At 47.3% G+C, this 26,284-nt stretch carries 21 protein-coding genes; 11 read left to right on the top strand and 10 right to left on the bottom strand.

What is annotated here, in order from left to right:
* Window positions 1–34: 34 nt before the first annotated feature.
* On the bottom strand, window positions 35–2,977 hold the full coding sequence (locus ACHZCY_RS14155; protein ID WP_319549347.1) for an HD domain-containing phosphohydrolase: 2,943 nt from the start codon (window positions 2,975–2,977) through the stop codon (window positions 35–37).
* Window positions 2,978–3,477: 500 nt separating this feature from the next.
* Between ACHZCY_RS14155 and ACHZCY_RS14150 the strand changes: the two genes are divergently transcribed.
* The 3 genes from ACHZCY_RS14150 to ACHZCY_RS14140 all read left to right on the top strand — a co-directional run bounded on the left by ACHZCY_RS14150 (window position 3,478) and on the right by ACHZCY_RS14140 (window position 5,276).
* On the top strand, window positions 3,478–3,759 hold the full coding sequence (locus tag ACHZCY_RS14150) for a hypothetical protein (protein WP_205222097.1): 282 nt from the start codon (window positions 3,478–3,480) through the stop codon (window positions 3,757–3,759).
* Window positions 3,756–4,442 (top strand): CPBP family glutamic-type intramembrane protease, encoded by a 687-nt coding sequence (locus tag ACHZCY_RS14145; protein WP_319549346.1) that lies wholly within the window; start codon window positions 3,756–3,758, stop codon window positions 4,440–4,442. Before ACHZCY_RS14150 ends, ACHZCY_RS14145 begins: the two co-directional genes overlap by 4 nt.
* 285 nt (window positions 4,443–4,727) lie before the next feature.
* Window positions 4,728–5,276, top strand: a complete 549-nt coding sequence (locus ACHZCY_RS14140; RefSeq protein ID WP_319549345.1) for a CDP-alcohol phosphatidyltransferase family protein — start codon at window positions 4,728–4,730, stop codon at window positions 5,274–5,276.
* Between the two features lie 104 nt (window positions 5,277–5,380).
* Here ACHZCY_RS14140 and ACHZCY_RS14135 read toward each other — a convergent pair whose 3' ends face one another.
* Together ACHZCY_RS14135 and ACHZCY_RS14130 are read right to left on the bottom strand one after the other, a co-directional pair.
* Window positions 5,381–10,570, bottom strand: a complete 5,190-nt coding sequence (locus ACHZCY_RS14135) for a RecQ family ATP-dependent DNA helicase (protein ID WP_319549344.1) — start codon at window positions 10,568–10,570, stop codon at window positions 5,381–5,383.
* 146 nt (window positions 10,571–10,716) lie between these two features.
* Complete coding sequence (locus ACHZCY_RS14130; protein WP_319549343.1) at window positions 10,717–12,042, bottom strand: cyclic 2,3-diphosphoglycerate synthase; 1,326 nt, start codon at window positions 12,040–12,042, stop codon at window positions 10,717–10,719.
* Window positions 12,043–12,319: 277 nt separating this feature from the next.
* Between ACHZCY_RS14130 and ACHZCY_RS14125 the strand changes: the two genes are divergently transcribed.
* The 3 genes from ACHZCY_RS14125 (at window position 12,320) to ACHZCY_RS14115 (ending at window position 14,831) form a co-directional block, all read left to right on the top strand.
* Window positions 12,320–13,111, top strand: a complete 792-nt coding sequence (locus tag ACHZCY_RS14125; protein ID WP_319549342.1) for a Mut7-C RNAse domain-containing protein — start codon at window positions 12,320–12,322, stop codon at window positions 13,109–13,111.
* A gap of 28 nt (window positions 13,112–13,139) precedes the next feature.
* On the top strand, window positions 13,140–13,457 hold the full coding sequence (locus ACHZCY_RS14120) for a DUF6172 family protein (RefSeq protein ID WP_319549341.1): 318 nt from the start codon (window positions 13,140–13,142) through the stop codon (window positions 13,455–13,457).
* Between the two features lie 1,131 nt (window positions 13,458–14,588).
* A complete protein-coding gene (locus ACHZCY_RS14115; RefSeq protein WP_319549340.1) occupies window positions 14,589–14,831 on the top strand; it encodes a hypothetical protein in 243 nt (80 codons plus the stop codon).
* An 854-nt stretch (window positions 14,832–15,685) separates the two neighbouring features.
* Here ACHZCY_RS14115 and ACHZCY_RS14110 read toward each other — a convergent pair.
* The gene (locus ACHZCY_RS14110) at window positions 15,686–16,930 is read right to left on the bottom strand and encodes a molybdopterin molybdotransferase MoeA (protein ID WP_319549339.1); all 1,245 of its coding nucleotides are present in this window, start codon (window positions 16,928–16,930) and stop codon (window positions 15,686–15,688) included.
* 569 nt (window positions 16,931–17,499) lie between these two features.
* Here ACHZCY_RS14110 and ACHZCY_RS14105 point away from each other — a divergent pair.
* The 3 genes from ACHZCY_RS14105 (at window position 17,500) to ACHZCY_RS14095 (ending at window position 19,561) form a co-directional block, all read left to right on the top strand.
* On the top strand, window positions 17,500–18,117 hold the full coding sequence (locus ACHZCY_RS14105) for a class I SAM-dependent methyltransferase (protein ID WP_319549338.1): 618 nt from the start codon (window positions 17,500–17,502) through the stop codon (window positions 18,115–18,117).
* A 265-nt stretch (window positions 18,118–18,382) separates the two neighbouring features.
* Window positions 18,383–18,832, top strand: coding sequence for a hypothetical protein (locus ACHZCY_RS14100; RefSeq protein ID WP_319549337.1), 450 nt, complete (start codon window positions 18,383–18,385; stop codon window positions 18,830–18,832).
* 387 nt (window positions 18,833–19,219) lie between these two features.
* A complete protein-coding gene (locus ACHZCY_RS14095; RefSeq protein ID WP_205222108.1) occupies window positions 19,220–19,561 on the top strand; it encodes a hypothetical protein in 342 nt (113 codons plus the stop codon).
* A gap of 83 nt (window positions 19,562–19,644) precedes the next feature.
* Here ACHZCY_RS14095 and ACHZCY_RS14090 read toward each other — a convergent pair whose 3' ends face one another.
* The 5 genes from ACHZCY_RS14090 to ACHZCY_RS14070 all read right to left on the bottom strand — a co-directional run bounded on the left by ACHZCY_RS14090 (window position 19,645) and on the right by ACHZCY_RS14070 (window position 23,683).
* On the bottom strand, window positions 19,645–19,833 hold the full coding sequence (locus ACHZCY_RS14090; protein ID WP_319549336.1) for a hypothetical protein: 189 nt from the start codon (window positions 19,831–19,833) through the stop codon (window positions 19,645–19,647).
* Window positions 19,834–19,926: 93 nt separating this feature from the next.
* A complete protein-coding gene (locus tag ACHZCY_RS14085) occupies window positions 19,927–21,273 on the bottom strand; it encodes a DUF6880 family protein (protein WP_205222110.1) in 1,347 nt (448 codons plus the stop codon).
* A 16-nt stretch (window positions 21,274–21,289) separates the two neighbouring features.
* On the bottom strand, window positions 21,290–22,525 hold the full coding sequence (locus tag ACHZCY_RS14080) for a hypothetical protein (RefSeq protein WP_319549335.1): 1,236 nt from the start codon (window positions 22,523–22,525) through the stop codon (window positions 21,290–21,292).
* Window positions 22,526–22,528: 3 nt separating this feature from the next.
* Window positions 22,529–23,299 carry a hypothetical protein gene (locus tag ACHZCY_RS14075; RefSeq protein WP_319549334.1) on the bottom strand — a complete coding sequence of 257 codons (771 nt, stop codon included), beginning with the start codon at window positions 23,297–23,299 and terminating at the stop codon, window positions 22,529–22,531.
* A 129-nt stretch (window positions 23,300–23,428) separates the two neighbouring features.
* The gene (locus tag ACHZCY_RS14070; RefSeq protein ID WP_319549333.1) at window positions 23,429–23,683 is read right to left on the bottom strand and encodes a hypothetical protein; all 255 of its coding nucleotides are present in this window, start codon (window positions 23,681–23,683) and stop codon (window positions 23,429–23,431) included.
* 365 nt (window positions 23,684–24,048) lie between these two features.
* Between ACHZCY_RS14070 and ACHZCY_RS14065 the strand changes: the two genes are divergently transcribed.
* Entirely contained in the window at window positions 24,049–25,023 is a 975-nt protein-coding gene (locus tag ACHZCY_RS14065; RefSeq protein ID WP_319549332.1) for an HNH endonuclease, read from the top strand.
* A 177-nt stretch (window positions 25,024–25,200) separates the two neighbouring features.
* Here ACHZCY_RS14065 and ACHZCY_RS14060 read toward each other — a convergent pair whose 3' ends face one another.
* Window positions 25,201–25,473, bottom strand: a complete 273-nt coding sequence (locus ACHZCY_RS14060) for a class I SAM-dependent methyltransferase (RefSeq protein ID WP_394713443.1) — start codon at window positions 25,471–25,473, stop codon at window positions 25,201–25,203.
* Between the two features lie 498 nt (window positions 25,474–25,971).
* On the opposite strand from ACHZCY_RS14060, the gene ACHZCY_RS14055 reads away from it, so the two are divergent.
* Entirely contained in the window at window positions 25,972–26,277 is a 306-nt protein-coding gene (locus ACHZCY_RS14055) for a DUF4258 domain-containing protein (protein ID WP_319549331.1), read from the top strand.
* The last annotated feature ends 7 nt before the right edge of the window (window positions 26,278–26,284 follow it).

Below are 26,284 nucleotides of genomic sequence, written 5' to 3'. Positions count from 1 at the left end.
ATACAAACGCCCGGCAAAAGCCGGGCGTTTGCGTTTACGCGTTCCCAGTTTTTACATAGTTCTGCAGGTCCACAGAATCAATCTGTTCAGGCAGGAGATACTTATCTGCATATTCCTTATAAGCGCCACTGGCAAGAAACAGTTTGAACAAATTCGAATCAATATGTTTTTCCTGTTCCATGGTGCTCATTATCTGTATTACTTCACTTAATTTTTTTGCTTTTTTATATGGCCGATCCGATGCTGTAAGCGCCTCAAAAATATCTGCGATAGCCATCATTTTTGCAGGAACAGACAATTGGCTCGAGTCCAACTGACGAGGGTAACCTGTGCCATCCATCTTTTCATGGTGTCCACCAGCTATATCGGGGACATCCTGCAGGTGTTTTGGATAAGGAAGTTTTTTCAACATGATAATGGTCTGCACGATATGATCATTAATCTTGTAGCGTTCCTCGTTGGTCAGCGTTCCTCGTTTCACCGAAAGGTTATAGAGTTCACCTCTATTATAAAGGTACTTCGGAGTTTTCACCACAAAACCACAATCATCTTCCTTGCATATTTTCTGGTTTTTGGTTCGCTCAACAATATGCTCTTCCTTGTCTGCAAGCAGGTATTCAGTTACCGGTAAAAGTGAAGCTTTGGTCCGTTCCTTACGCTGTAGTTCTTCCCAGCTGATACCAATTCGGTCATCTATGGTGCGCTGCCACTTACGGCCTGCTATTTTCTGCAACCGCTCTTTATCCTCGTTTGCAAAAAATTCACCGCCGAGATTGCATCCGGCAACAAAAGCAAATTCTTTATCAAGAACCTGCCACTGCTCCTCTAAATTCTGATAAAGAAGCTCCTTATTCCCCCCAGCGTGAACTTGCTCCCAATACTCTATATGAGCATCCCTTTTCAACACTTCAAATCGCATCCGTATTTCATGAATTCTATCGTAAATGGTTTCAAGTTTTGTTGCCTTATCGACAACATACTCAGGCGTGGTTACCTTGCCGCAATCATGAAGCCAGGTGGCTATATGCAGTGCCTCCCACTGTTCGGCGTCCATAGTGAAATCGGCAAAAGTACCAACGCTGCATTCACAGGCTTTTTGTGCCAGCAGTTTGGTCAACACCGGCACCCTCTGACAATGCCCCCCTGTATAGGGAGACTTGGCATCAATAGCACCGGCAAGAAGCACAATAAATGAATCGAGTAGTTGCTTTTGCATTTTCAACATCTTGCGGCTTTCCAATGTCACTGCTGCAAATCCTGAAATTGCTTCAGCAAAGGCTACTTGATCTTTTTCAATAGAAACGTTCTGCTCGTCTGTCCTTCCGTAACAGATACACAACACGCCTACGCCTTCTTTTTGCCTGTTGCGAAGAGGAAGCATGAATACATCCATTGACGGAGCTGAAATATTCGAAAAAACCGGCGCAAATTCTCCGCTTTCATCAGCATCCACAGTTCGGATTTCCAAATTGCCTGTGCGCAGCACTTTTGCCATGGCTGATTGCTTGGAGAGAGAAATACCTTTTACCCCTTCACACTCCTGACAACTCCCTTGTCGATCATAAATCGTTCCTGGCACCAATTGATTACCCGCTTCATTGACAAGATAAGTGACAGCAGCATCCGCCTTACATATATGAAGGCTTTCACTGGTAATAGTTGCCAACAGAGCGTCAAAATCCTGTTCGCTGGCCAAAGAGTTGATCAGCAGAGTAAACTGGCTGATAGTTGTCTGCATCAAACTCATTACTTTGGAAAGCTCATCAACCTCTATCACAGTGGAACCTTCTGCATCCTGCAGAGAAAAATCAAAATTACTGATTCTTTTCGCTCGGACGGCAAGCCTACGTAGTGGAGTTGCAATCAATCTTGCCATGACCAGCGAAATCGGACCGGTGATAATAATAAGAACCAGAATGATCAAGGCTCCTCTCATTTGAATACGTATCGCCTCGGCCATTAACTCTTTTTCAGGGGAGAGCATAGCCAGATAATACCCGGAACTCTCGAGTAGGTTATCCAGCTCGCGGATTCCTCCCAACCAACGTTCACCCTGAAAAGCAAAGTCCACAACCTGGTCGTCAAAATTAACTGTCTGCTTGGCATAGGACAACACGTCGCTCTGCAGTTCTTCTACCCTGGGCAACGCATGCTCTTTGTCATTGGATTTTTTTTGCAGCATTTGAGAATCTTGGTAGGCAACCACAAAACCGTCTTCTGATAAAATCACGATCTCCGAATGTTCTGTCATTTTGTGGCCGGCCAAGGTTTCAGAAAGCTGAATCAGGGTCACATCCCCGGCTACGACAGCGCCTGAGGGTTGGGATTTATAAGAGATTGTAAATCCGACCTGATCTATAAAATGAAACAAATAAGGATCTGTACTGTGCACCTTTTTATCATCACGAGCAATGGTATACCAGGGACGAACGCGTGGGTCATAGGAGGTTTTCTCTAAAACGGTTCGCTGCAGTTCCTGCAATGATTGATTGTACCAGAAACGTTGTTGATATCTGACACCGTCAGTTGCTGTATGTACATTATCTACCACCAGTGCGGCCATGTCAGGTGCATGAAAACGGGTACGCATATATTCAAAGTTCAAAGGACGAACAATAAAATAGTCTCCATTGGGGTATCCAACCTCAAGCCCTGATAGATGGGGTGCTTCCTGCAGCGTTGCTTGTAACATAGGCAGATAAAGTAAGCGTTCATCAAGGGTTTCAGCCTCAACTAAATCGGTGTTGCTGATGATGAGAACTGCAGTTGCAACAGGCTTATATGTTCCAATGTAATCCAGGCTTAACTCCTTATTCACCTGATTGAATACCTCTTGAGAAGCGTCGAGTAACAGCTCTGCTGTTTCTTTATAGTTGTACCACCCCAGGATGGAGCCAAAGATGATGATCAGCGTGGTGAAAAATGCAGCAATAACAATATGCAGTGGTAAATGGATGTGCGTTTTTTTTGATTTCATGGAGTTGTTCACCTGAAAATGGATAAACTCATAAAATATCATACCAGGGGTGGTTGCAGACTTTCTTGTCTTACAGTAGCATAAATGTACAGTAACCATTCAGCGAATATCGAAAAACTGTCAATCTCCCCCGAGCTGTAATTTTTCAGCAGTGCTCCAAATGGCCACAGGTTGACCCAATAGCTGATAAACTCCGACTTCGCCCCATCGATATGCTGGTCGGGCAGAGAGTGGAGAGTTGAAGTGCTGCTGAATAGCAACAATGTATGAAATAAGACTAATGCTAACTATCCTCTTTATTTTAAAGCGAAAAACCGGAAAATATTTTCCGATTTTATGTAAAAAAATGACGAAAACGTCTTTAAGACCTCCCAAGAACACCCTGTCTCTCTCCCACAGAGTGGATTGTGGCACAAAACAGACACATGCTATAAAACCAGTACAATTATTGCATAGTTTCCCCATGCAATAATCCCGTTTAAATTCACCAAGGGCAAAATATGGCTCCTAAAGTAAAACCACCTGAGATTGGCCCATTTGTATTCCCCGCTATTCTAGCATTTTTTGGACTATGGTGCCTCTATGACGGCTGGTTGTCGACTGACCCAAACATGCAGGAACATCTCTTGTTCAACAGAATTGCAGGTGGGATCCTGCTCCCTTGGGCTGTGATTGATTTTATCCGTACCCGTAAACGGGAAAAACTTTATGCTGAAAAAGAAAAAAAAAAGGTACGTAACAGCGCTGATGATGCTCCCGAAGACACACCTGATCAACAATGATTGAAAACCGCAGTCTACTGCTTCCGTACGCAGCACCCTATTTTGCGTATGTGATCATTGCTTCACTGCTCGGCGATGTTGTTTCCGATGAGATAAATTATATTCTTCGTATTATAGCTGCAACAGGCCTGCTTATCTGGGGCTGGCGCTGGTACATCCCGCTTGGCGGAAGCAAGTCCTTTTTATCATCAATGCTGCAAGGAGGAGTTTTCGGCATAGTAGGTTGCGCCGCGTGGATTCTCCTCCTTCTTCCTTTTACTGAAGCTGCAGAAGCAACCCCCTGGTCAGCCGGCGGTTTTGCCTTACGTGTAGTCTCTGCGGGCTTGCTTGTTCCTGTGTTTGAAGAGCTTATGATTCGTGGTTTTGCGTTTCGTCTGGCCCTTCAGTGGGACCAATGCCGCAGGGAAAAAATTGATGATCCCCTCTACACAGCTCTCCACGAACGTTCCATCAACGACCTTAAACCTGGAGAGTGGTCATGGATGGCGGTTATCATCTCCACCCTGGTCTTCATGATCGGACACGGGATACCTGAGTGGCCGGCAGCGATCGCTTATGGCTTGTTAATGTCTTTTTTACTGATCAAACAAAAAGACTTGATTGCCTGCATTGTTGCCCATGGAATTACCAACCTTTCCCTTGCAGCATATATTGCTCTTACCGGCAGCTGGCAACTCTGGTAACGTGAAAACTCCTGCGCCTCACTCACACCCTCCTTTGCGTTCCCCCTTGTTCTTCATCCGACGGGATCTGTTGTAAAATAATCGCGCAAATAGTGTCACTTGCACAAATGACGAAAAAAAGCTAAGAATATCAATTAACAAGATGACAAAATTGCCATTATAGGTCAACAGCCAGCTGTGGTGCCCTGCAAGTAAAAAAACGATACCTGTATGTTCCGCCCCAGCACCACAGGCGATTCCTTCATTATCGCAGTGTTAATTGCAGACATGCCATGGAGTTGTTCTATGACAAACAGATACATACGTTTTATCCCTAACTTGCTTTCATCGCTCCGGCTTGCCCTTGCTGCTTTTTTCCCTTTTTTTCCGGCAGCATATTGGTTTTGGCTGATCCTCATAGGCGGAGGTAGCGATATCCTTGATGGGTGGCTTGCCAGACGCTGGCAAGTGCAGAGCTGGCTGGGTGGAATTATGGACGCCGTTGCCGACAAGCTGTTCGTCCTCATTGCCCTGCTCACCCTCGCCGGTAGTGGCAGGTTTTCCTTCTGGTGGGTGCCTCTGCTTGTGATGCGCGATATCCTAGTCGCGTTTACAGCGGTGTATGCCGCCTGTATCAGATCGTGGAAATCTTTTCAAAAAATGGAAGCACGATGGTCTGGAAAAACGGCAACAGCCGCTCAGTTTACAGTACTGCTCACCCTGTCACTTACAACCGAGGGTATGGCACCAATACTTTGGGCTGCCACCCTGCTCAGTTTTGTGGCAGCTTGTGACTACGGCCGCCTCTTTATTCTTGAGCTTCAACAAAGAGCAGCTGAAAAAAAGCGGCCCTAAGACAATAACAAACAAGCTGCCCAACCTGAATTTCTGATGAAAAATCAGGGTTAAACATTGAACACGCCTCTCTTTTCATGCCTGGATGTAGCTTCCCTGCAAGTTCACCAACACATTTGTCGGTTTCCTACATAGCAGAATTCAACCACCGGAACTTCCCAGGTTTCGCCCTTGCACCTCGCCTTAAATGCAGGATCAGCGATCTCCTCTCTATAACGCTTAACAACAGCAACCACTCTCACCTCCTGAACCTGGTGCAAACGCTCACACCACTTATCTCGCGCAGATTGAGCGAGACGAGCAACAGGTATATTGTCTTTATCCAGCAGCTCTATCTGCATATCCTGTAAAACCGGTTGCAACCGTGCCCCCACTTCCAACTTCTCCACAGCCCTTCTGGACGGGTGATTTTCCTGTTTCACTCCGGCAAAATCGATAAAGACATCTTTCATCCCCAGCACCACATATCGCTTCTCAGTAGACTTGTCCCGCAAAGTCGGAAACAATTTTCTCCGCAATAAAAAATGTCCCTCCAGCACCGCAACATGGGGATTGAAAACACCTTGCACTGCAAAGAGATGGAGCGTAAAACGTGCCCTGGACATGCCGACATAATATAGCCTGCGCTCTTCCTCCATTTCCTCTCCCTGCTTTTGCTGCCAGTTTTCGCCAAGCATAAACACATGATCGAACTCCAACCCTTTTACCGAGTGAACTGTCGATAAGAATATGCCGTTGCCAAGGTTTCTGGAACGTCTCTGATCAGCAAAGCACTCATACAGATACTCTTCTATGTCTGCAACGGGCTGTTCATTATCACTAGTTTCATTAATCCACTCATTGATCAGCTCCCTTAGGTTTTGATGCCAGAGATTATCGTCCGCAGTTGTCTCCGGCAGCAAGCAAAGCAGGTCACTCCCCTTTAACGATTGGAGACGACGACATCGTAAAAAATCCAGCATCTCTGCATGCTCGCGAATCCTGGTCAGTGTTGGAAAGCCTTCAGTTCGTCCCCAATACAGATTAATATCCAGGTTTTCTGCTTCAAAAATGGAACGAACACCATCCAGCTCTTTCCACTCACGCGCCAGAATTGCACAGCCGGCCAAATCAAAATCACTTTCAACACTTTGCAGACGTTTGATCTCCTCCAGCAAACCATACCCCTGCGCTCTTTGATCGGCGACCTCCAAAACTTGCACTTTTCCCATACCAACAGGGTCATTTACGCCTACATTACCGCCTGGAGGCAGACTTGCTCTTGCCTGATTAACCTTGATTGGGTGCTCGGTTTTCATCCGGTCATCATTCCGCTCAATCAGACAATTGGAAGCAGCAATGATATTGGCAGTGGATCGGTAATTTTCAACAAGATAATGGATCTCCGCCGTATAATCCTTGCGGAATCTCCGGATAAATCCCACATTCGCGCCTCGAAAACGATAAATATTCTGGTCATCGTCGCCGACAGCCATAATGGTCATTTGCCGGTCATGCTCCTTGGCCATCTTCCCGGTCAGTAGCGACACAAGCTCATATTGCTCCTCATCAATATCCTGGTATTCATCCACCAGAATGTGACTGAACTTGCCGACAAGAGTATCCCACGGCGATCCGTCTCCAAAGCCCAGCACATCGGTTTCGCCGCGAAGCAGCTGGATCGCCTCCCGAATCATCTCAGAAAAACCAGCACCATCATCACCGTTTTCTTTTGCTGCCACAGCAGGAGACCTGCCGGTTAAACGAAGCGCCAGACCATGGAAGGTAAGGGTTGTAACCCTGGCCATTTCATTACCAACCAAATCACGCAATCTCCTACGCAAACTCATGACTGCACTGCGGTTAAAACAGAGCACCAAAACGGCCTGAGGTTGTACTCGTTTCACCCGCAACAAAAAGGCAACCCGGTGCACAACCACTCTGGTTTTCCCTGCTCCCGGCCCGGCCAAAACCAGCATATTCCTTTCAGCAGGCGCGGACACAATGGCTGCCTGTTGCTTGTTCTGTAAATCATCTACTATGCGCTGATACGACTGCTCACTAGTTGCCCGCTCAAGCAACTTCTTCCTGCCAGGAAAATACCGATTAACAAACTCTTCTTTTTCATCGTTAAAATAAGAAGCAACCAATCGCATGGCGGTACTGATTTTATCTATTGCCTGCCGTGCATATTCATTCATCACATGCACCTGAAAATTACGCTCCGTGTAATGTGTCTCCAGGGGGGCAAAATCAGCAACTGAATACCGCTTGCCTTTTGCCTCGGCATATAACCGCAAAGTCATTGCCTGGCTGAAGACGGCAAGGCCCTGTTGCAGGTCCAGAACGCCCAGTTCATTCATAAACAACACCGCTCGTTCTGCTGCTGCCAGTGGATTTTTAAGCGAAGGCCGCAGTAACAGATCATTTTTCAATCTATCTATAATCTGCTCTAAACTAAACTCGACCAATAGGCTGGCATTTGCTTTTTCCGAGGGGTTTATTGTTGCAAGAATCTGTTCCAGTGAAGCATGTGCAGCCTGCTGCCGAAGTTTCACCGTTGCCTTGAGCGATTGCCAGTCCCTGTTTAAAAGCACATTAAAACGTAGCCCGCCGGTAGGGTTGACTTTAACGCTCCCTTTATCGCAAGCCAGCCCTTTTCCATCCCGGCATAGACCATGAAGAATTCGCTGCAGCACCTCTGGATTACTGTACTCATACCCCTTGTCCAACAGCTGTTGATTTACTTGACGCAGATCTAACACCAGGGCAACACCCGGTTCCACATCGGGCGCCTGTTCTTCCAGGACGTTCAAAAAATCCTGCTCAAGCTTGCACACCCGGTGCAAATGAACATTGGCGCTGTTGGAAACCTTGTACCGCACATACGCGCTGAGCATCGTTTCTTTTGAGAGCAGTTCGTGTTCTTCCATTGCCTGAAGGGTTTTGATAACACGCTGCGTCTCGGTCTCATCTTTGCTGTCGCGTTGGTCGGCTGCAAAAGAAGACAATCTTGCCAGCTCGTCGGCACTAAACCCATCTGTTCGCTGGTCCTCCATCAGCGCACCTACAATAGCCAGCCACCGTTCCTGCTGCCTGGCAGATAAGCCCAGCTGAGCAATTTTCTCTCTAGCCTCATGCAGGTTACGAACACGGGGTTTCCCCTGGAATACCTTGGTATTATTTTCATTGCGCTCAAGAAATCCGGCACGCTCCAGCCATGCGACCCCTGTACGCACCCGGGTGTCGGGATCTGGAACTTCGTCCGGGTCTATATCCACAACCTCCTGCCGCAACAGCTCTCCGGCAGTAAGAACAACCTCAACCCCACCCTTAGCAGCAGCACGAATCCCACGCAACATCTGGCATATTTCGCGCCGGGTCAGCCTCGACATGCTCCCCAATTGAAACTGCTTTTCAATATCCTGTTCATCAAAAACCAGTATACATTCGGCCTCCAGGCGGTCGCGGCCCGCCCGACCAGCCTCTTGCAGGTAATTCTCCAACGAGCCTGGAATATCAGCGTGAATAACCAGACGAACATCGTCCTTGTCTATCCCCATGCCAAAGGCATTGGTCGCGCAGATTATCGGAAGTTCTCCTTCAATAAAGCTCTCCTGGAGCCGCTTTTTCAGTGAATTATCCAATCCAGCGTGAAATGCCTCGACCGTAAAGCCATTGTTTTGCAGAAATTCCGCCAAGTTTTCCGTATTTTTCCTGGTGGCACAATAAATGACCACACTCCCGCTGCCGGTGTAACGGGTCTGCAACAGCTCCAAAACAACCTGCTGCTTGCCATACGTATCAACCGGATACACTTCATACTGCAGGTTTGTTCGTTCATGCCCGCCTGCAAACTGATTCATCCGCAGACCCAGCTCACGCTGGACAGTGTCGATGATTTCCGATTTTACATCTTGTTTGGCAGTTGCCGTAAAGCATTGCACTGGAGGAATCCGGGTTTTTCCCTTGACGGCAAACTCCCTAATAAAACGAATCGCATAAAAATAGTCCGGTCTGAAATCGTGCCCCCACTTTGAAAGACAATGGGCCTCATCAAAAACCCACGCTCCGATCTCCCGCTGCTTAATAGTCTCGATAAGCGAACGGTTGCGCAGCTGTTCAGGAGAAACGTAAAGGATGCCGGCATCACCACAACGGATCAAATCCAGCACTTCACCACGTTCAACCATGGTCAGCATGCCGTAGAGTGCCACTGCTATCTTGGTTCCTGTCTGCTTGCTGAAATTATCGACCTGATCCTTCATCAAGGCCTGCAATGGAGAAATAACAATGGTCAGCATGTTGCGCCGTTGATAGCGCATGATGCCCGGTAGTAAATAGCATAACGATTTACCACCACCAGTGGGCAAAACGGCAAAAAGAGAACTGTTTGCAGCCCCTGCTTTTACCACCTCTTCCTGGAGACTTTTGCCTTCATTGGTTGCCGGCAAGGGACGAAAGGATGCAAATCCGAAATAATTTTTAAGGAAATGATGAGGATTGTGATGGGTTGCACAGTACGTGCAAGAGGGTTGCCCACAATTATTTTCCCTCAACTTGTGCAGCATTGGCGAAATTTGCGAAAAATGGTGCCGTACCCAGGGTGGCAACACAGAATTCCCTCCCGCAACAGACAACCAGGCAGTAACATAGGCGAGTACCGGCAGGGAAATTGCTTTTTCATAAAGCTGATCCAGCAGCTGCGCAACGGCAGTAGCACAAGCTAGCTTGCCTGCAAACCAAGCAAACGACTCATACAAGTCATCGCCGGTAAGCAGAGGGATACCCATCGCAGACAGGGCATTTGCAGTTCCGGCAAGTTTTTCATCCTCATGCAGAAAACTCCGATAAAACAATGGTGTTTCCGCCCCTCTTGCCAGCTGGTGCTGGAAAGCTTCCCACTGTTCGGTAAAAACCAAACCTGCCAGTTTTGCATCCTGTACCGGATCGTTGATACTATCCCGTACAATTTTATAGTCTTTTACCAATCGATGATATGGATTTGCCGGATAAGCAAGGGGGGACAGATAGAGAGTATCGACTGCAGGCTTGTCTAAAACTGTAAGTGTTGGACACACCTGTCTAAGCTGGAGGATATCATGTTCAATGATATTATGGCCGAGGATATATTCCGCATTTTCACCAAAGGCATTGAAAGCTGCCAACGTCTTTGTGTCCACTGCTTTGCCTGGCTGAGACTGGAAGGTGGCTTCTCCCAAAACAGCACCAATGGAATAAATAACGTTCTTTTCATTTATCTCAATGTCAAAAAGAAGTCCCCTTTGCAGAAACTCCCTGCTCGCATCATCCATCAGTCACCGGCACGCCTCATACCCCTTCCCCTTCCACATTTCAGCCCTGTCCCGCGAAACAAAGTACAGCATAACCTACCATCAACATTGATAAATCACCAAAAGAAACACACCATATATGCACAAAGCACCATACCATAGGCCAATTACCCTGCCAGTTGCCGCATCCGTTGCTCGAGAACAGTTTTCAAGGTTGGCTCTCCATGGTCTTTGTATGCATATTTGACGCGCAAGGTTGGCTTGTTGATGGTAAGCAGATGCGGCAAATCAATGGGAGTGGCAAAAAGAACAAGGTCACACGATGTCTGGTTAATGGTTGCCGCCAGCTCTTTCATTTGCTTGCCGCCATATCCCATGGCTGGAAGCACCCTTTGCAGGTGTGGATACTGTTCATAGGTTGTGCAGATACTGCCAACTGCATACTGTCTGGGGTTGACCAATTCTCGAGCCTGAAAACGTTCTGCAGCCAACACCCCCGCCCCAAACTCCATTCCGCCATGGGTCAAGGTGGGGCCGTCTTCCACAACCAGTACCCGCTTCCCCTGGATAAGTTCCGGCGTTTCAATCTTCAGGGCTGACTCGGCCAGTACAATATCTGCCAGGGGAGCGAATTTTTCTATAGTAGCCCTCACCTTACCGACTTGATCACCAGGAGCACTGTCCACCTTGTTTATAACGGCGATATCCGCCATGAGCATATTTGTTTCGCCGGGATAATACAGACGCTCATGACCTGGTCGATGAGGATCAAAAAGAGTGATATGCACGTCAGGATAGAAAAAGGGCGTATCATTATTTCCACCATCCCACACCACCACGTCCGCCTCTGTTTCGGCAGCGGCAAGAATTTTTTTATAGTCCACCCCTGCATACACAACAAGCCCCTGATCCACCAGCGGCTCATACTCTTCCCGCTCTTCAATGGTGCATTTATGGGTCTCAAAATCTTCATACGACGCAAACCGCTGTACAACCTGTCTGGTCAAATCCCCGTACGGCATAGGGTGACGGACAGCGACCACTTTTTTCCCCATATCCTGCAAAATGGAGCAGACATGGCGTGTAGTTTGCGACTTGCCGCAACCGGTTCGAACAGCACAGATTGCAACCACGGGTTTGCGCGAACGGAGCATGGTATAGGTCGCACCGATTAAGGTAAAGTCCGCACCCGCAGCCATCACAGAGGAAGCGATATGCATGATATCGGTATGGGCTATATCGCTGTATGAAAATGCCACCAGATCTACAGCGTGCTTACGGATCAGTCGGCACAGTTCCTTTTCATGATAAATGGGAATTCCCTGGGGATAGAGATCACCAGCCAACGAGGGGGGGTACACACGTCCTGCAATATCCGGGATCTGGGTTGCGGTTAAGGCAATGACCTTGTAGCGGGGATTGTCCTTAAAATAGACATTGAAATTATGAAAATCGCGACCAGCCGCTCCCATGATGATGACTTTTTCAATCATTTTCGTCACGCTCCTCTGCTATGGCGTTACCTCTTCCTCGCCTTGAGTATCTTACCCGTTCGAATGGCGATGATCCAATGCTGTAAAAGTACAACCATGATAAACTCGTAAAAAATCCATCAATAACTATAGTATAATAGCTCAATAGCTATAGACCATCCTGGATACATGTTTTTTCACCTAATCCATTACAAAATACATTAATAAGCAAATGGTTTGCTATACAGCGAGTTAGCGAAAAAAACGAACGATGACAACTGGGAAGAGATCAAGCACAGTGAAAAGCACCATGGAGATAACTCTCTCTTTTCACAAAATGCTGCGTCCTCTCCTCGCCCCATCTTTTCGACACCAAAAAACCATCTCCCATACTCTCGGCAGGCGAACATCCATCAAGGATGCAATAGAATCCTTTGATATTCCCCATACAGAAATCGGCTCCATCCTGGTTAACAAAAATGCAGTGGACTTTTCCTACTTGCTCTGCCCCGGAGACAGTATACAGGTCTCGCCCCTTGCTGTTCCCGTCGACCCATGCAGAAAGTCGTTTCTCAGGCCTAACCACCTTCCGCATCTGCGCTTCCTGGTTGATGTTAATGTGGCAAAACTACGAACCCACCTTCGCATGATCGGTATGGATACACTTTACGAACCAAATCTCGTAGACAGCGAGCTCGCTGGGTTAGCGATGCAAAAGCAGTGTATAGTACTCAGCAGAGATCGCGGCCTGCTACGACGAAAAATTATCGAACACGGTCACCTGATTCGCTCCCAGAACCCGACCGAGCAACTGGCGGAAGTGCTTCACTATTATGGCCTACAAAACAAAATCAATCCTTTCAGCCGCTGTATTCATTGCAACGACCTTCTGCAGTCGGTTGCCAAAGAAGAAATCATGAACGATCTTGAACCATTAACCAAAAAACACTACGAGGAATTTTCACGCTGCAGTGCCTGCAATAAAATTTACTGGTCAGGATCCCACAGGAAGGGTATGGAGCAGACATTGAAACAAGCTTTGCAGATGCACCTGGAATGGATGGGAGCATACAGCTCTCTCAAAGAATAAATATGACCAAACACATTATGGAATCACTATGAAAAAAACGTTTGAATTAAGCCACCCAAAGCTCAAACTCCCAAGGCTTGTTGAAGCGATCAAGTATGAAGTAAAAAAATATATACGAAGAGAACGGAGAAAAAAGCTGCCCGCTGGTGTCGATTTTTGGGATTTTGACTGCCGATTCGGGGTTGATGAGGCAACAAGTGAAGTTATTCATCTATCCACCATTAATAAGCATATTTCAGAGGCTGAAGCAAAACAGCTCGATTCTTTTTATTTAGAAATTTTGGTCAAACCTGGCTACCGAACAAAAAAGCCCAAAGGAATGCTGGATATAGAGGACGAAGATTGAGTAATTATGGGTAAAAAAACAACGATGCTGTCACGTCTTTAAACGTCAATTTCTCTAACATATTAATATTATTTCAAAACCTGGCAGGGCGCTTTTGATGCTGGCCAGGTTCCCACAAACAAGCAGGAAACAGAGAGAGATCCAGATAGATACACACTGAGTTTATCGCGAGTTCAACCTCGAAGTGCGTGGATAAACTGGAACGTTGCTCCTTCTGATGTTACAAGGCCTTTATTGTCCAGAACCTCTTCCCTTTCACATATTATTCAAACTGGTTGAGAACCCTTCCAAAGCCATTGTCACGTAAGCGATCCCCAACGATTCGGTCTTTATCCAATTCACTCTCAATATAGGCCTTGCCCAGCTTGACTTACGATAACATCAAAAAGCTCATCTAGGGCAACGGGGGTGGAGGAAAAGGGTTCCTCCCTCCTGATACAGCATGTCGGCCAGTTTTTCATTATCACACTGACGGTTGTAAATTTCCAACAATACTTGTTGCCATTCGCGTCCCTGATAAATTTTCCCCTCGGTATTTTGCGAACCAAGCAGGCTATCTGAAAATCGTCTCTTTCCAGAGAGACAAGGCCAATGGCAACAAGAGCCGGTCTCGACAGTTCCCAGACTTCATTCTTCCGCCAAAGCCGCCAGAGCCTGATCCGAACAGTACGAGAAGCTGTAGCATTTAGAATTGAAAGCGGCTGTAAACACTCCCGAGATTAGCGACATGAAGAGGCAAAAGTTGTCCCCTGCTAACTGTGCAGAACCAAAAATCATTTTTGCCTTTAAAGCGGCAAGATATCTGCATAACAAAAGCTATAAAAACAGAACACTAATTGGGACAAGATAGCCGATGAAGGCAGCGACTGAATGGTAAATGGCCGTAAGGTGGGAAGCCTCACTGAAATCTTCGGAGAATACCTCTTTATAGATTCTTATGCCTGCATCCATTCAATTACAAATAAGTAAGCGGAAATACCAAAGTGGTAACTGGCGTTACGCTACTGAAACAGTTACCCATAAAATAATAAATGCACCGTATGGAGACAGTCAGGGGCTAATTGCTATCCCAGACAACATGCCTTTTGCTTCGAAATGTTAACCACACATACCACCAACCGGAGGTAGAAAATGAAAACATTCATACTATACGTATTAATCACGGCTATCTACGCATTATATCTATCGCAAACCGACCTGAAACAGAAGGCCGGAAAGATAATGGTTGAGAAAGAAGAGAGCTCAGATAAATTTATCTTGCCTGGTATTTGCCTGATTAGTCTTCTCTGGCCGTACCTGTTACTCAGGCGTGGCTGGCGTAAGGCAAGCCAGAAAATACTAGTATGGCACAAGGTTAAGCAGCATCAACTATAAACTTTATAAAGCTACTTGTACCTGCCTTGTGGTTTGCATCAAAATAATAACAGTGCCTGTAACGCTGATGACCAGAGGGCATCTTTTTGAATACATCCGGGTGCTAATAGCTGGTAAAGTGCTGTATGATGTCAATGACCTGTTACCTGAAAAAACATCTCTTATGGTAACGATATGCCATCAGACACTGAGTGCTACGCCAGAAAGGTGGCAGACGCAAGCCTTCTCTTCCCAATCAGCTGTTGCCGGTTAGCCACAGTTTCACAATATAAGCCAACAGCGAGAGCCACGGAACACCACCAGTGACTCTCGCTTTTCTTTCATCCACCTCAGAGACACCCAGCTTCACCCATATTCACAGAGTTCTTCTGCAATTACTTTCATATTAAAATTCCAGCTAATAATTCTTACGACCTATTGCCCCCCTTCCGGCGCTCTTTCATGTCAGCTTTTTGACCATCGATATGTATTTCAAACAATCTCACACAAAATGACATGGAATAACTCCAGGCAAGACTAAATGGTGCCATCGCCGACTTGATACGAATGAAGAGGGGCGAGTCTGCTACCAGCTCGTGAATATTAAGCACATGAATTGCTCCTGCTTGATACGTGACAATCCTTTTGAAGTCCAAAATATCAATTGAGAATAATGCACTCCTAAACATGAAATTCAGATCCACTCTCATATGGAAGGGACAACTTTCAGCCGGCATAATCAGAGGGTTACCCTCTAACCGTAATTTCTCATCAATTCAGGCGGTGCCAGGTTCAAAACGTGTTTGTCCGAAGAGGTAAGCGACCAGCGCAATACTCCGTGGAGTGCCTGGGAGTTACCTTGAAACGAAGAGTCCTTACCGTAACAGTTGAGCTGTGATTATCGCATGTTCAGCAATAGCTGTTTTGCCTTCATTAATTGAGATAACAGCATCAGCTTCTGCCATGGAACGAAGCCTGCTTTTTTTCAAGAGCGGGATAAAAAGCGGGGGCTCGCCGTCGGCTTTTGTTTGTAGCCGACCGAAGATGAATTGCACCCAATCGGGAAAATTCGTCCGCAGTTCTTCACTGCAACAGACACGACAGCATGACAACGGTGGGTCGGAGTATCCGCCAAGCTGCATAATACCGGGAAGTGCGATTTGAAGAAATCCCATAAGATTTGAAGGTGGACCGCCGGGAAGTATGAACACAGGTTTGCCGGAGAGCATCGCTAACCCAGTGGCTTTGCCGGGTCCAATCCGCAAACGATGAAAAATAATTTCTCCACCCATGTGGGAGATAACCTTTGCCACAAGGTCATGATCTCCGGTCCATGCACCGCCGCTGGTTATCATTGCGTCGCAGGTGGTGTGCATTTGAGTAAAGCACTTTTCAATTGCCTCGGGGGTGTCTTGTACAATTTCTAAATGCACATCCAAACCGTACTTACGGCACCATCCTGCAAGTGTGGTAATATTGCTGGCATACAGTTTCCCCCTGTCAAGTGGTTGACCTGGTGCAACAATTTCATCACCGGTGGCGATGAGAGCGACCTTTGGACGCCTGACCACCGATAAACTGTTGTGGCCTGCAGCCGCAGCAAGCCCAAGAATGCCGGGAGTAATATGACTGCCCTTTGCACCAATGACTTCCCCCAGCCTGACATCCGTTCCACGGAAAAGAATATTTCTGCCGGGTTCAGCGGTATTCATGACCGTAAGCTTCTCCCCTGCCTGGTGGGTGAACTCTTCAGCGACAACACTGTCAGCTCCCTCCGGAATTTCTGCCCCGGTTAATATTCTAATAGCGGTACCAGGAGTCATGGACAACGATTCTGTGCCACCGGCATAAAGGGTGCCCGCAAGTTGCAGGGTAATGGGTTTGTTTTTGGAGGCTGTTTCGATATCCTTGGAAAGAACCGCGTACCCGTCTTTTAATGACCCATCAACTGAAGGGGAGTCTACCAATGCGAAGATATCATGGGCAAGGATTCGGCCGGCTGCTCCGAGCAGAGGAAGTTTTTCTGCTGGCAATGGTATAATACTGGTTTTACATAGCTGCTTGGCTTCCTTGAATCCAAGCAACTCTGATTTGTATGTTGCTCTTTCCGGCTGTAACATTATTGATCCAATTGCCTTCAGGCTGTTGGGATTCTTAACTGAATATGATTGATTTTCCCATTTTTATCGGTCGGAGAAGAAGAAACGAGTATTCTCCGTTATTCGACCAACCAGCTATTGATCGGCAGGTCGATCTGTAACCCACGCATTGTCCTTGGCTGGAGATGGCTGAGGGCGAATTCTTCTCCAAATAATTTATACCAGGGATTGCGACTAGAGTGGCAAACAATTAAAAAAAATTATGGCAACTTCATTTTGTTTACTTGTATCGTGGCCTGCCCCGAATGGCCTTATGTGGTTAGTTAAGGTTTTTAAAATACGTTTAAGCAAGTTACTTTTCAAAAAGAGGCTAGGAGTGTGTCGGAGAATTGCTATTTTGGTTCAGTTCAAGGCATTGGCGGGAAAATAAGCAGAGCCATATAGTTAATATTGCGAACATTATTTTTTCGCCAATAACACAGAAATGGGGCAAAAGAGCTTTCTCCGGCAGGCTCCCAGCCCCCGCCTGTTGTATTGCTGAAGTTACCAATAGGCCGTGACCAAATCACAACCAAACAAATAATATACCAATGGATGAATATCGAAATCACGCCAGTTTATATGACCTGTTGGTAGGGCCTTTTTTGCATTCGACGCACAGGGATATAGTAGACATTGTAAAAGTACACGGTTGCTCATCACTTCTTGATATCTGCTGCGGAACAGGACTTCTTGTCGGCAAAGCTGTGGCAGCGGGCCTAAAGCCGATTGGTACAGACTTGTCACCCGCTATGCTGGATATTGCCCGAAGCAACCATCCTGAAATTAATTTTTTAGAAAATGATGCATCTGATCTGCCTATGGAGGAGGGCTCATTTGATGCAGTTACTGTCAGTTTTGCCTTGCACGAAAAACCTCGTAATGTGGCTTTTGCTATTATTCGAGAAGCTCTCAGACTTGTCCGCAAGGGTGGGCTTGTTATTGTTGCTGATTATCATCTTCCAGTCGGCCACAGCGCATTTTTTACAGGTTTTGCGGTTCAATGCGTGGAGCGTATTGCAGGTAAACAGCATTATGCCTATTTTAAGGAGTATATGAAGCCAGGCGGAACGGAAGCATTTCTGGCTGAAGCCGGTTTGGACGCAACCTGTCGGACAACGCATATGAATGGGTGGTCCGGTATATTTGTCCACGTGAAGGACGCTTGATTTGGAAAAGTTCTTTATGCCGGATAAATTAATAAATAGCCAAAGCAGCTTAACCTTGTCCCATATTGTTCTAAAGTTTTGGACTGTTACCCATCTTCCCGCAATTGCAGCCACCTCTTGCCTTTATTGGCTAGGCGATAACGTTGGGTAGGGCGGCACGACGTATGAGAATCTTTTTCAAACGGAGAAAAAAACCTTACATCAACTAGAACCTAACGAATAGCTCACTAACGAGCGTTATACCCTTTTTGGCAGGAGATTAAAGATGAGCTTAACCAAATGTCCAGAATGTGAGCAGGAAATTTCAAACCTGGCAATCATGTGCGTAAAATGCGGCCACCTGATGAATCACAGCACCAATCAACAAGACCAGGGAAATGCTGCCTGGACTGCAGTGACAAAGTCCCGAACCCCTATCAATGTATTTTCACTGGCAATGATGACTTGTGCTGCAATCTTAGGAGTAAGCTCTACCCAGATTGATAATGTAAATGCACTGACCGCATTTACCTATACACTGCATATCTTTTTGGCTGTATCAGGGATGTTCTTTGCCACAATTCTATTTTGCAGAAAAGGCATGTATCACCCGCAAGATTTAGCACAGGCAAAACAAGCCGGGGTCGACGACCTTGGTCACGATAAACCGATATGGGCGGCCACACTCATCCTTATGATGGTCGTTGCTTATGGTATCTATCAGCTGCTTACGTGATCTGTGAGTTAAATCCAACCCTTGGCAATTTCTACCCAAGAGAGTATTGATGATTCCCCGCCCGGCAGGAGAGCAAACAAAGACGACAAGATAAAAATGCTCACTTGCCGTTTCCTGTTATGCTAATGGAGGGGGGGGGGAGTCGAACCCTTGCCCCATCCAGTATTCCAGCGTTTGAGAGAAAGGTGGCAAACATGTGGCAAACGACCTATAAGGGAGTATCGGTATTTAATACTGACAATCGAGCTTTACACTTAACTTGTTTTTTTCCAATAAATTTGACGAGAAGAGTCAAGCAAATACCTGACCCCAGTTCTTTCCTCAATTCACCAAATATAATAGAAGGTATTATTCACTAGCTGATTACTCATAAAATTACATAGAGCTATGACAACAGATCAGGAAATAACTGAATTAAAAAGCCAGATAGAAGCACTTGAGCAACAGCTAAAGCAGGTTAACGATTATAGCAAATCCTTAGAAGAGCAGATTGAAGCGCATAAAGAGATTACAAATAAGGCAATAAGGGAAATTGACCAGTTTCCTGAAAACTTAGCCTATCTAGCTTCACTAGCTGTACAGTTAGAAGAGATTACTCAGCCTAATTATGGTGAATTTTATGCACTACACCAAGATGTACAGCTTATAATCACAAAGTTAGAAGAATCTGTTACTGAAGCACTTAATGAGCTTGTTGAGCTACAAAGAGGAAGGTGTAGTGTAAAGTAATTAGTACGAACAGTATAAACACTACTTGCAAATAACTATTATCAATAATTATATTGACTACCAAAGTTATGTTGTGAGTTGACCTAATGTGTTGAAATAATAGCAATTTCCGCACAAGCACCTGTTGCCATCTTATTCTCTTTAATTTCAAGCAGTTCCGCCATTTTCGAGAGTGGTTCTCCTTTTTCATGCAACATAATAAGTTGGCCTTTTTTCACCTGTCCATCAATGTTCTCAGGTTTTACGAAAAAGGTTGCTGTCCCCTTTTCCACTCATCCACAGGCCGAGAAGAGCCAAGCAAAGACCTGACCCTAAATTCTCTATTGTTCCGGCTTGTTTCCCAAACCTGTTCTTTCAAAACAGGTTCAGCTCCTCTTCGACTTTCTTGGCCACCGTGCCTTTGCACGTTCCAGAAAAGGAGGTTCAACGTGCCTAGGTGCGTCGGCGACGATATTCTCGAATCCGGCCATAAAACCCTTTTTGCGAAAGTGCTTTTTGCGCACATCGGCAACCACCGTTTGCCAGTCGGCATCAAGACCGGCTTTTAAATAACATTTCTTGGCATACTCGATATGGCCGAGCGCGGCGTCATAATATTTGCTCTTTCCGGCATTGACGATCCGCATGCAGAGTGCACGGTATATTCTGGCTGATATTTCAGGATGAGCGCGTTCCAGTTTCCGCGCCAGCGGCTCAGTACTGTAGTGGCTGAGATCTTCCAATTCGTCACCTGTGGTCCGGTTCAGAAGCGATACAAGGCGCTCGTACTCTTTATGCTTAAGCCAGAGTTCAATCTGAGAGGACAAATCGCCTTTTTCCGATGCAGCCATGGCCTTTTGATGCCAATCCGTTTTCTCTTTGGGCGACACATAGCGCATCAATTCCTTATAAGTGAACGTGGAGGGATGCGCCTCAAACTCGGACCAGGCAGATTGAAGAGCGTCTTCCACCTGCCCGATCTTAGCCAGCAGCACCCGTTTCAGCTCACTCAATTCGTGTTCTTGATAAGATGTTCGGCTGTCCGCCCGTGCGATCTTTACCCCCCTTTCGACCCAGACAAGCGCATCTTCAGGACGCCTCCGGCTTTTGTAAATTTTTGCGAGAGTCAAACAGTCCTTGGCTTCAAGCCCGATCTCATCACAGAGCGCGATATAAGCGTCAACATTACGCTGGGCTGCCAGCAGCGTCTTCAGTACGCCGCCCCACCGTCGGCTTTTGTAATCGGAAAAACGCTTTTCCTCGTCATCCTGGATTGGAGCCGGTTCGAGCTTGGCCCGAATCTGCCGGATGAAGGCCTCCAGCCCCTTTTTGTCGAGCACTTTGCCAACCTCACGATCAAGGTCATGACAAAATCCGTAGGGGTCGTCCTCCATCCAGGAAAGCAAAGATATTGCAGTCTCGTCCGCATCAAAATTTGCACCCTGACGTGCTTTGGTCCAACCTTGAAACAGCTCCTCAACCAGCATGCCGAAATTACCGCTCGAGTCGTCGATCTCATCGGCTTTTTCATGGCAAGCGGCAATAAAGAGCTCGTATAGCCGTGCTGCCCGTTCCGGCTCTTCCCTGATGATTTTACTGATATCATCGGCAACACCCTCTACATCCTCCACAAACGACCAGGCTGCATTATAGGAAATGAAACGGCCGGGAGACAGCGCTGCTTCGATTGCCGTTTCCATCGGATCGATCTGTTTTCGCTTGGTGGGGCTCATGGTATTCCTTTACTTGTCACTCGAATTCTCGATCTTTCCAGGCTGTTTTTGCCTGCACCTCACCTATAAGAAACCGTATGCCTTGGTTGTCGGACGGGTTCAGCCAGAGCATCTGTTGAAATAGTTGCTCCGCCTCGTCAAAGCGCTCAAGTCGCCAGAGACACAATCCATAGCCGTGCATACAACGCAGAAACGGGCGGTTGTCGATAAGTCCCCATGACAGCACGCCGGTAAAGTCGCCACCCAAAGACAACTCGCCGATGCGCAGGCCGACCTCGTAATGCCGGATAGCATCTTGCGGCCGGCGATCAAAGAGAAAATTGCCCAGATGCGAATGGGCATCGAGGCAACGCAGGTCCGCCAGGCACAGCTCCATCAGAATCTTAATCGCCTCTGCCTGCTCGCCGGCATCATTAAGATCGTTGGAGCGGGTGATGGGATCACTGAAAGGGTCATCAGGGTCCTCGCCGGGCAGCACCTGCTCCATTTCGAACATGGGCCGGGGGCCGTGAGCAATGATCGGCTTGGCCCAATCCTCGATGGGTTCACCTTCTTCCCCCCAATACTCTTCCTTGGGGTCCCACATGCCCATCTCTTCAAGCCCCAGTGGTACAAAATCGAGAGCCTCCACGTCAATCCGGATCGATTGAATCTCCCCGGAGAGATAAGGATGCCCCCCGTAACGCCACTGCTTTCGGGGTGTTACCAAGACGATTACTCCAGGCACCACCTCCCAAAGAGGGCTCGCTCGAAGGGTAATGATCCGGTCGCTTCCCAGCAAACGGCAGCGGGCGGCACGCTCCTTGACCGATAGAGCGACCAATTCAACTGGGTTGCTCAGGTCGATGTCATCGTCTGCTGCTTTGTGCTGCTGCAAACGTCGGGAGGAATTCTTGGCATCAGCGGGGTACGGATCGAGCCCGAGCAACCTGCGATATGCTGCGATGTAGCGGGCCCCCTCCGCTTTCTGCGGTAAAACGACCTCAGGGAGCGCCACCACATATTCGGCCCCGTCCTCTCGGCTGCACTTTGCCGTCAAACCGCGCCGCTTGTTACCGTCATAGTCTATTGCAACCACCGAAACCGGTTCCCCGATGACGAAGCCGTCGGTCGGCAGGGCAACATTCTCCACAAAGGCCTGCCCAAAGGCCCAGAGCTGTTCATCATCGCCGTATGCATCGACGGTGATTTCCTCAATGAGTCTGTCCAAACCATCAAATTCCTTCCCCTCTTTCGGGCTTCGCGCACTCATCTTTTATATATCCTCCCAAATACCGGCCTTTACCAGGCGTTGAATCAATGCTTTGCGTCGCGTGTGCCCAGCCATGAATTGTTCCAATTCGTTTTGGAATTGCTTTTTGGTCGCAAACAGATCATAGGCTTCGGCAAGGTCGACGAGTTTACGGCAAGCCTCGTCATACCCCCGTCCCGATCCGCGCTCGACGGGCTCTTTAACCAACGCCCAGGCCTTAGAAAAATCATTTGAAAGATTCTCCAGATGCGCCTTGCGTTGCTCACTCCGCTCAATCTCCCGTTGCTTTCGGTCCCGTTTTTGTTTTTCCAACCGGATTAAACATGCCTTTTCGGCGTTCTGCCGCAATTCACCCACTGTACGTCGGACTGAGCTGCTATCGCTATCCTGGAAGCCGCGTCGCCATGATGCAAACCGGTTCCTGACAGAGCGTTCGGCCTGCTGCCCCTTACCCTCCAGCAATTGTTTCAGAAGCGAATTGACTTCATCTCTTGGCAGGGCATCAATCCACTTTTCCGTTTCCCGTCGTAAAACTTCCGTCTCTTGCGCAGCCGGGCTGCCCATGCCTGCACCGGCCAGAAGATCCGGGTCCACCTCCAGAAACTCGGCCAGTGCCAGCTGAGAAGCTGTCAGGTCTCCCAACCCGCTCACGAGCAGCGGCTCCGTCTCTTCATCATCCACCATTTCACCGCCTACGACTGCAAGCCAACCGATATACAAGCTGCGCAAATCCCCACGCAGCAGTTCATCCCTCACCGGGGCCAAACGTGCCATCCAGTTACGGCCGTCCTCCATGCCAAAGCGGTCGTAGTTTTCAGATTCTTCCAGGCTCCAGGTGATGATCCAATGGGTATTGGTGGCGCTGATATCCAACAGGTAAGGCACGGTCACTGCTTTAGCCGTCTATTTGGACAATGCCTCGATGGGCAGGCGCACCATGAATATAGCCGTCATCCAGTTGGCGACATAGACATGGGCATCGAAATAGTATTGCATCAGCTTGCTGGGGTCACCCTTGAAATCGCCCCAATTGTACTCATTGGTGAAGCTGACCGGCGTGATAACGGCCCGCGTTGAAAGCGCCCGCAGTTGAGCCATCTCATCCGCTGTTAACGGCCGGTCGATGGAGAGAAACTCGTAATACTGGTATTCGCTCATGATTCCAATTCCCGAAACTGTTGATAACTAACGAGGGATTAACACTCGCAACCCAATATCTCCAACGAAACGTGTCGCTTCTTTTGTCTAATGGAAAATATCTACAAATTTCGAAAGATACCAATAAATAATTACATCCCACTCTCCAAGTTCCCACTGGCAAACCATGGAAAGGGCAATGGAGAGGGTTCTACCAATACACTTGTTAAATATTTCTTCACAGAGACGCAGCAGGTATGCCCCCTGCATACCCGGAAGTTGCGACTGCAGGACATATCAGTGGCAGCAGAAAGCAGAGTATGGTAACAGATCATAATACGTAAGTATTATATACTTTTTCAATTTCTCTCCAAAACCAGGGTCACATGTGCGGAAGACTGGAGACTTACCTGATATCCTTTGCTGGACTTCGAGTCGATAAAAACAGAAAATCCTGGTCCCCCCTTACCCATCACTGTTCCCCCTATAAACCAGTCCTCCTCCTTTCTATTCTCGATCACATTGCATCGGGCCAGATCACAACGAATTTCATCACCCCTTCTTTTGAACTGACAGAAACTTTCCTTGGGTATATTGCAATACTGCCATACACAGTCCGACAGGCCAGTATGGCCTACCCCTTCTACCATCTTGAAAGCTCCCTTTTTTGGGAACTAGTGCCGCAAAAGGGAATAAAGCACCGTAAAGGGCTTGCCATACGCTCGATGAAAAAACTGCGGCAACTTTATCTGGGTGCAAAAATTCCCGAGGATCTGTTCATGCTCATGCAGATGAGCCAGACAAGGGAACAGTTTCGGTCGGTCCTTATTGAAAAGTACTTTGCCCGGGAGATACAAGAAAAAATCCGGGAACAATCCTTCCTCAACTGCGCTTCCGCCCAATACTCACAAAGTTTGCTCAATACGGCTGAACCTTCATCAATTTTCTTTCCTGAAATGATTAAGCCGAAAAACAAAGAAAAAATCAGAGGACAAGGCTTTCGCAAAGCGATTGTCCGCCTCTATACGCATCGTTGTGCATTGTGCGGCATTAAAATGCTCACCGCAGAAGGGCACACTGCAATAGACGCTGCCCATATTAGACCATGGAGCGAAAGCCATGACGACCACCCTACCAATGGGATGGCCCTGTGTAAACTCTGCCACTGGTCATTTGATGAGGGGCTGATGTCTGTTGACCGTCAATACCGCGTCCTGATTTCGCCATCGGTAAAACAAGACCCAAATCTTCCCGGCCACATGCTGACCTTGTCAGAACGACCGATCTTTAAACCACAGGAAAGTAAATTTTGGCCTGATCTGGACAATTTCAAATGGCATCGCCGGGAACGGTTTCGCTAACCCGCTGCAACACATGCCCGAGCCAGATGTCCTCCGGACGCAACTGGGAAATCTGTCTGGAAAAATCGACAATCCTCAATCCGCAAGACCGTTAAACCTCTTCTACTTCTTCCTTACCCCACAGAGTGAACTGCCTGCCATCGGGCAAGGAGTAACTGCCGGTCCCTTGCTTCATAGTTATGAGCATATAACCGCCAGGTTGCAAAGCCGTGGTAAGAGATGCAAGAACCGCATGCATGGCCGATAGGGGCTGATGAACCAGCGCCCCACCAAAACCAGAGCATCAAATACCAAGCTGCTGAAATCGAAATCACAGAAATCGCCCTCTATAACCGGACACCCTGCATGCTTTCGAGCCAGGCTCGCCAGACCGGCAGACTGCTCAAACCTGGTAACCTTAAATACCCTTTCTGCAAGCCAAAGCAGATCTCGGCCTGAACCACAGCCTATATCAAGAATTGTGGATTGGGGAGCGAGGAAGCGAGCTAAAGGAGAAAAAAAGGAAGCGGGATCAATAGCAACCGTAGAGGCAAAGTATTACTGATGATTGTATTCGTAAAAGTGTTTCATGCAGTCAGAACGAGTATGTATTTATCGTTGGGTACTACATAACGCACATGACAATAACGACGAAGAAAAAAACCGAACTCATTGATTGAAGTTGGATTTTCAACCTTGCCAAGATTGCCTTGGAATATGTTTTGGTGGAGGCGGCGGGAGTCGAAGCCCCTACTCCACATCGATTATCCATAGATACAACGTGTACCGTGAAACACACAGGACACGGTACTTGTGACAACGAATCGATCAACAGGGAATCGAACCGAGGCCCAATTTTAGAATACCACAAAGATATAAAATAACAGTGCAAAGCTTTCCACTTGACAGAAAAAGCAAAAACACCTAAAACTTGATCCAAAGTCAACTTCTTCTTAAAATTATATTATAGTGTTTGATCCTGCAGAAGAAATAAATAACGAAACAGCACACGCGATTATTCGTCGTGTTATTTTAGATGGAGGGCGCTTCATATTAACCCGTCACGCTAAGGAGCGGATGAAGTTGCGTGGATACACAACCCATGATGTTGAGTATATTTTGACCCATGGGGGAATAATCGAAAAAAAATTCAACGATCGGGCTGGAAACTGGAGTTATAAAATTCGAGGCGATGACCTTGAAGGAGATGAAGGTGGAGTGGTTACTGCCATCATTCAAAAAAATGCTATTCTTATCATCACTGTTTTATCATAGGTGACAG

It is taken from the genome of Desulfogranum marinum (assembly GCF_963675105.2).
Classification (GTDB): domain Bacteria; phylum Desulfobacterota; class Desulfobulbia; order Desulfobulbales; family Desulfobulbaceae; genus Desulfogranum; species Desulfogranum marinum.
Note: the sequence above shows the minus strand (reverse complement) of the source record. Positions and strands in the feature narration are given on the sequence as shown.

Coding starts and splice junctions, on each gene's coding strand:
- ACHZCY_RS14150 (WP_205222097.1), top strand. CDS start 3,478: ATGGCTCCTAAAGTAAAACCACCTGAGATTGGCCCATTTGTATTCCCC.
- ACHZCY_RS14070 (WP_319549333.1), bottom strand. CDS start 23,683: ATGAGCGAATACCAGTATTACGAGTTTCTCTCCATCGACCGGCCGTTA.
- ACHZCY_RS14145 (WP_319549346.1), top strand. CDS start 3,756: ATGATTGAAAACCGCAGTCTACTGCTTCCGTACGCAGCACCCTATTTT.
- ACHZCY_RS14110 (WP_319549339.1), bottom strand. CDS start 16,930: ATGTTACAGCCGGAAAGAGCAACATACAAATCAGAGTTGCTTGGATTC.
- ACHZCY_RS14130 (WP_319549343.1), bottom strand. CDS start 12,042: ATGATTGAAAAAGTCATCATCATGGGAGCGGCTGGTCGCGATTTTCAT.
- ACHZCY_RS14095 (WP_205222108.1), top strand. CDS start 19,220: ATGACAACAGATCAGGAAATAACTGAATTAAAAAGCCAGATAGAAGCA.
- ACHZCY_RS14105 (WP_319549338.1), top strand. CDS start 17,500: ATGGATGAATATCGAAATCACGCCAGTTTATATGACCTGTTGGTAGGG.
- ACHZCY_RS14100 (WP_319549337.1), top strand. CDS start 18,383: ATGAGCTTAACCAAATGTCCAGAATGTGAGCAGGAAATTTCAAACCTG.
- ACHZCY_RS14135 (WP_319549344.1), bottom strand. CDS start 10,570: ATGGATGATGCGAGCAGGGAGTTTCTGCAAAGGGGACTTCTTTTTGAC.
- ACHZCY_RS14080 (WP_319549335.1), bottom strand. CDS start 22,525: ATGAGTGCGCGAAGCCCGAAAGAGGGGAAGGAATTTGATGGTTTGGAC.
- ACHZCY_RS14085 (WP_205222110.1), bottom strand. CDS start 21,273: ATGAGCCCCACCAAGCGAAAACAGATCGATCCGATGGAAACGGCAATC.
- ACHZCY_RS14115 (WP_319549340.1), top strand. CDS start 14,589: ATGAAAACATTCATACTATACGTATTAATCACGGCTATCTACGCATTA.
- ACHZCY_RS14155 (WP_319549347.1), bottom strand. CDS start 2,977: ATGAAATCAAAAAAAACGCACATCCATTTACCACTGCATATTGTTATT.
- ACHZCY_RS14120 (WP_319549341.1), top strand. CDS start 13,140: ATGAAAAAAACGTTTGAATTAAGCCACCCAAAGCTCAAACTCCCAAGG.
- ACHZCY_RS14140 (WP_319549345.1), top strand. CDS start 4,728: ATGACAAACAGATACATACGTTTTATCCCTAACTTGCTTTCATCGCTC.
- ACHZCY_RS14075 (WP_319549334.1), bottom strand. CDS start 23,299: ATGGCACGTTTGGCCCCGGTGAGGGATGAACTGCTGCGTGGGGATTTG.
- ACHZCY_RS14065 (WP_319549332.1), top strand. CDS start 24,049: ATGTGCGGAAGACTGGAGACTTACCTGATATCCTTTGCTGGACTTCGA.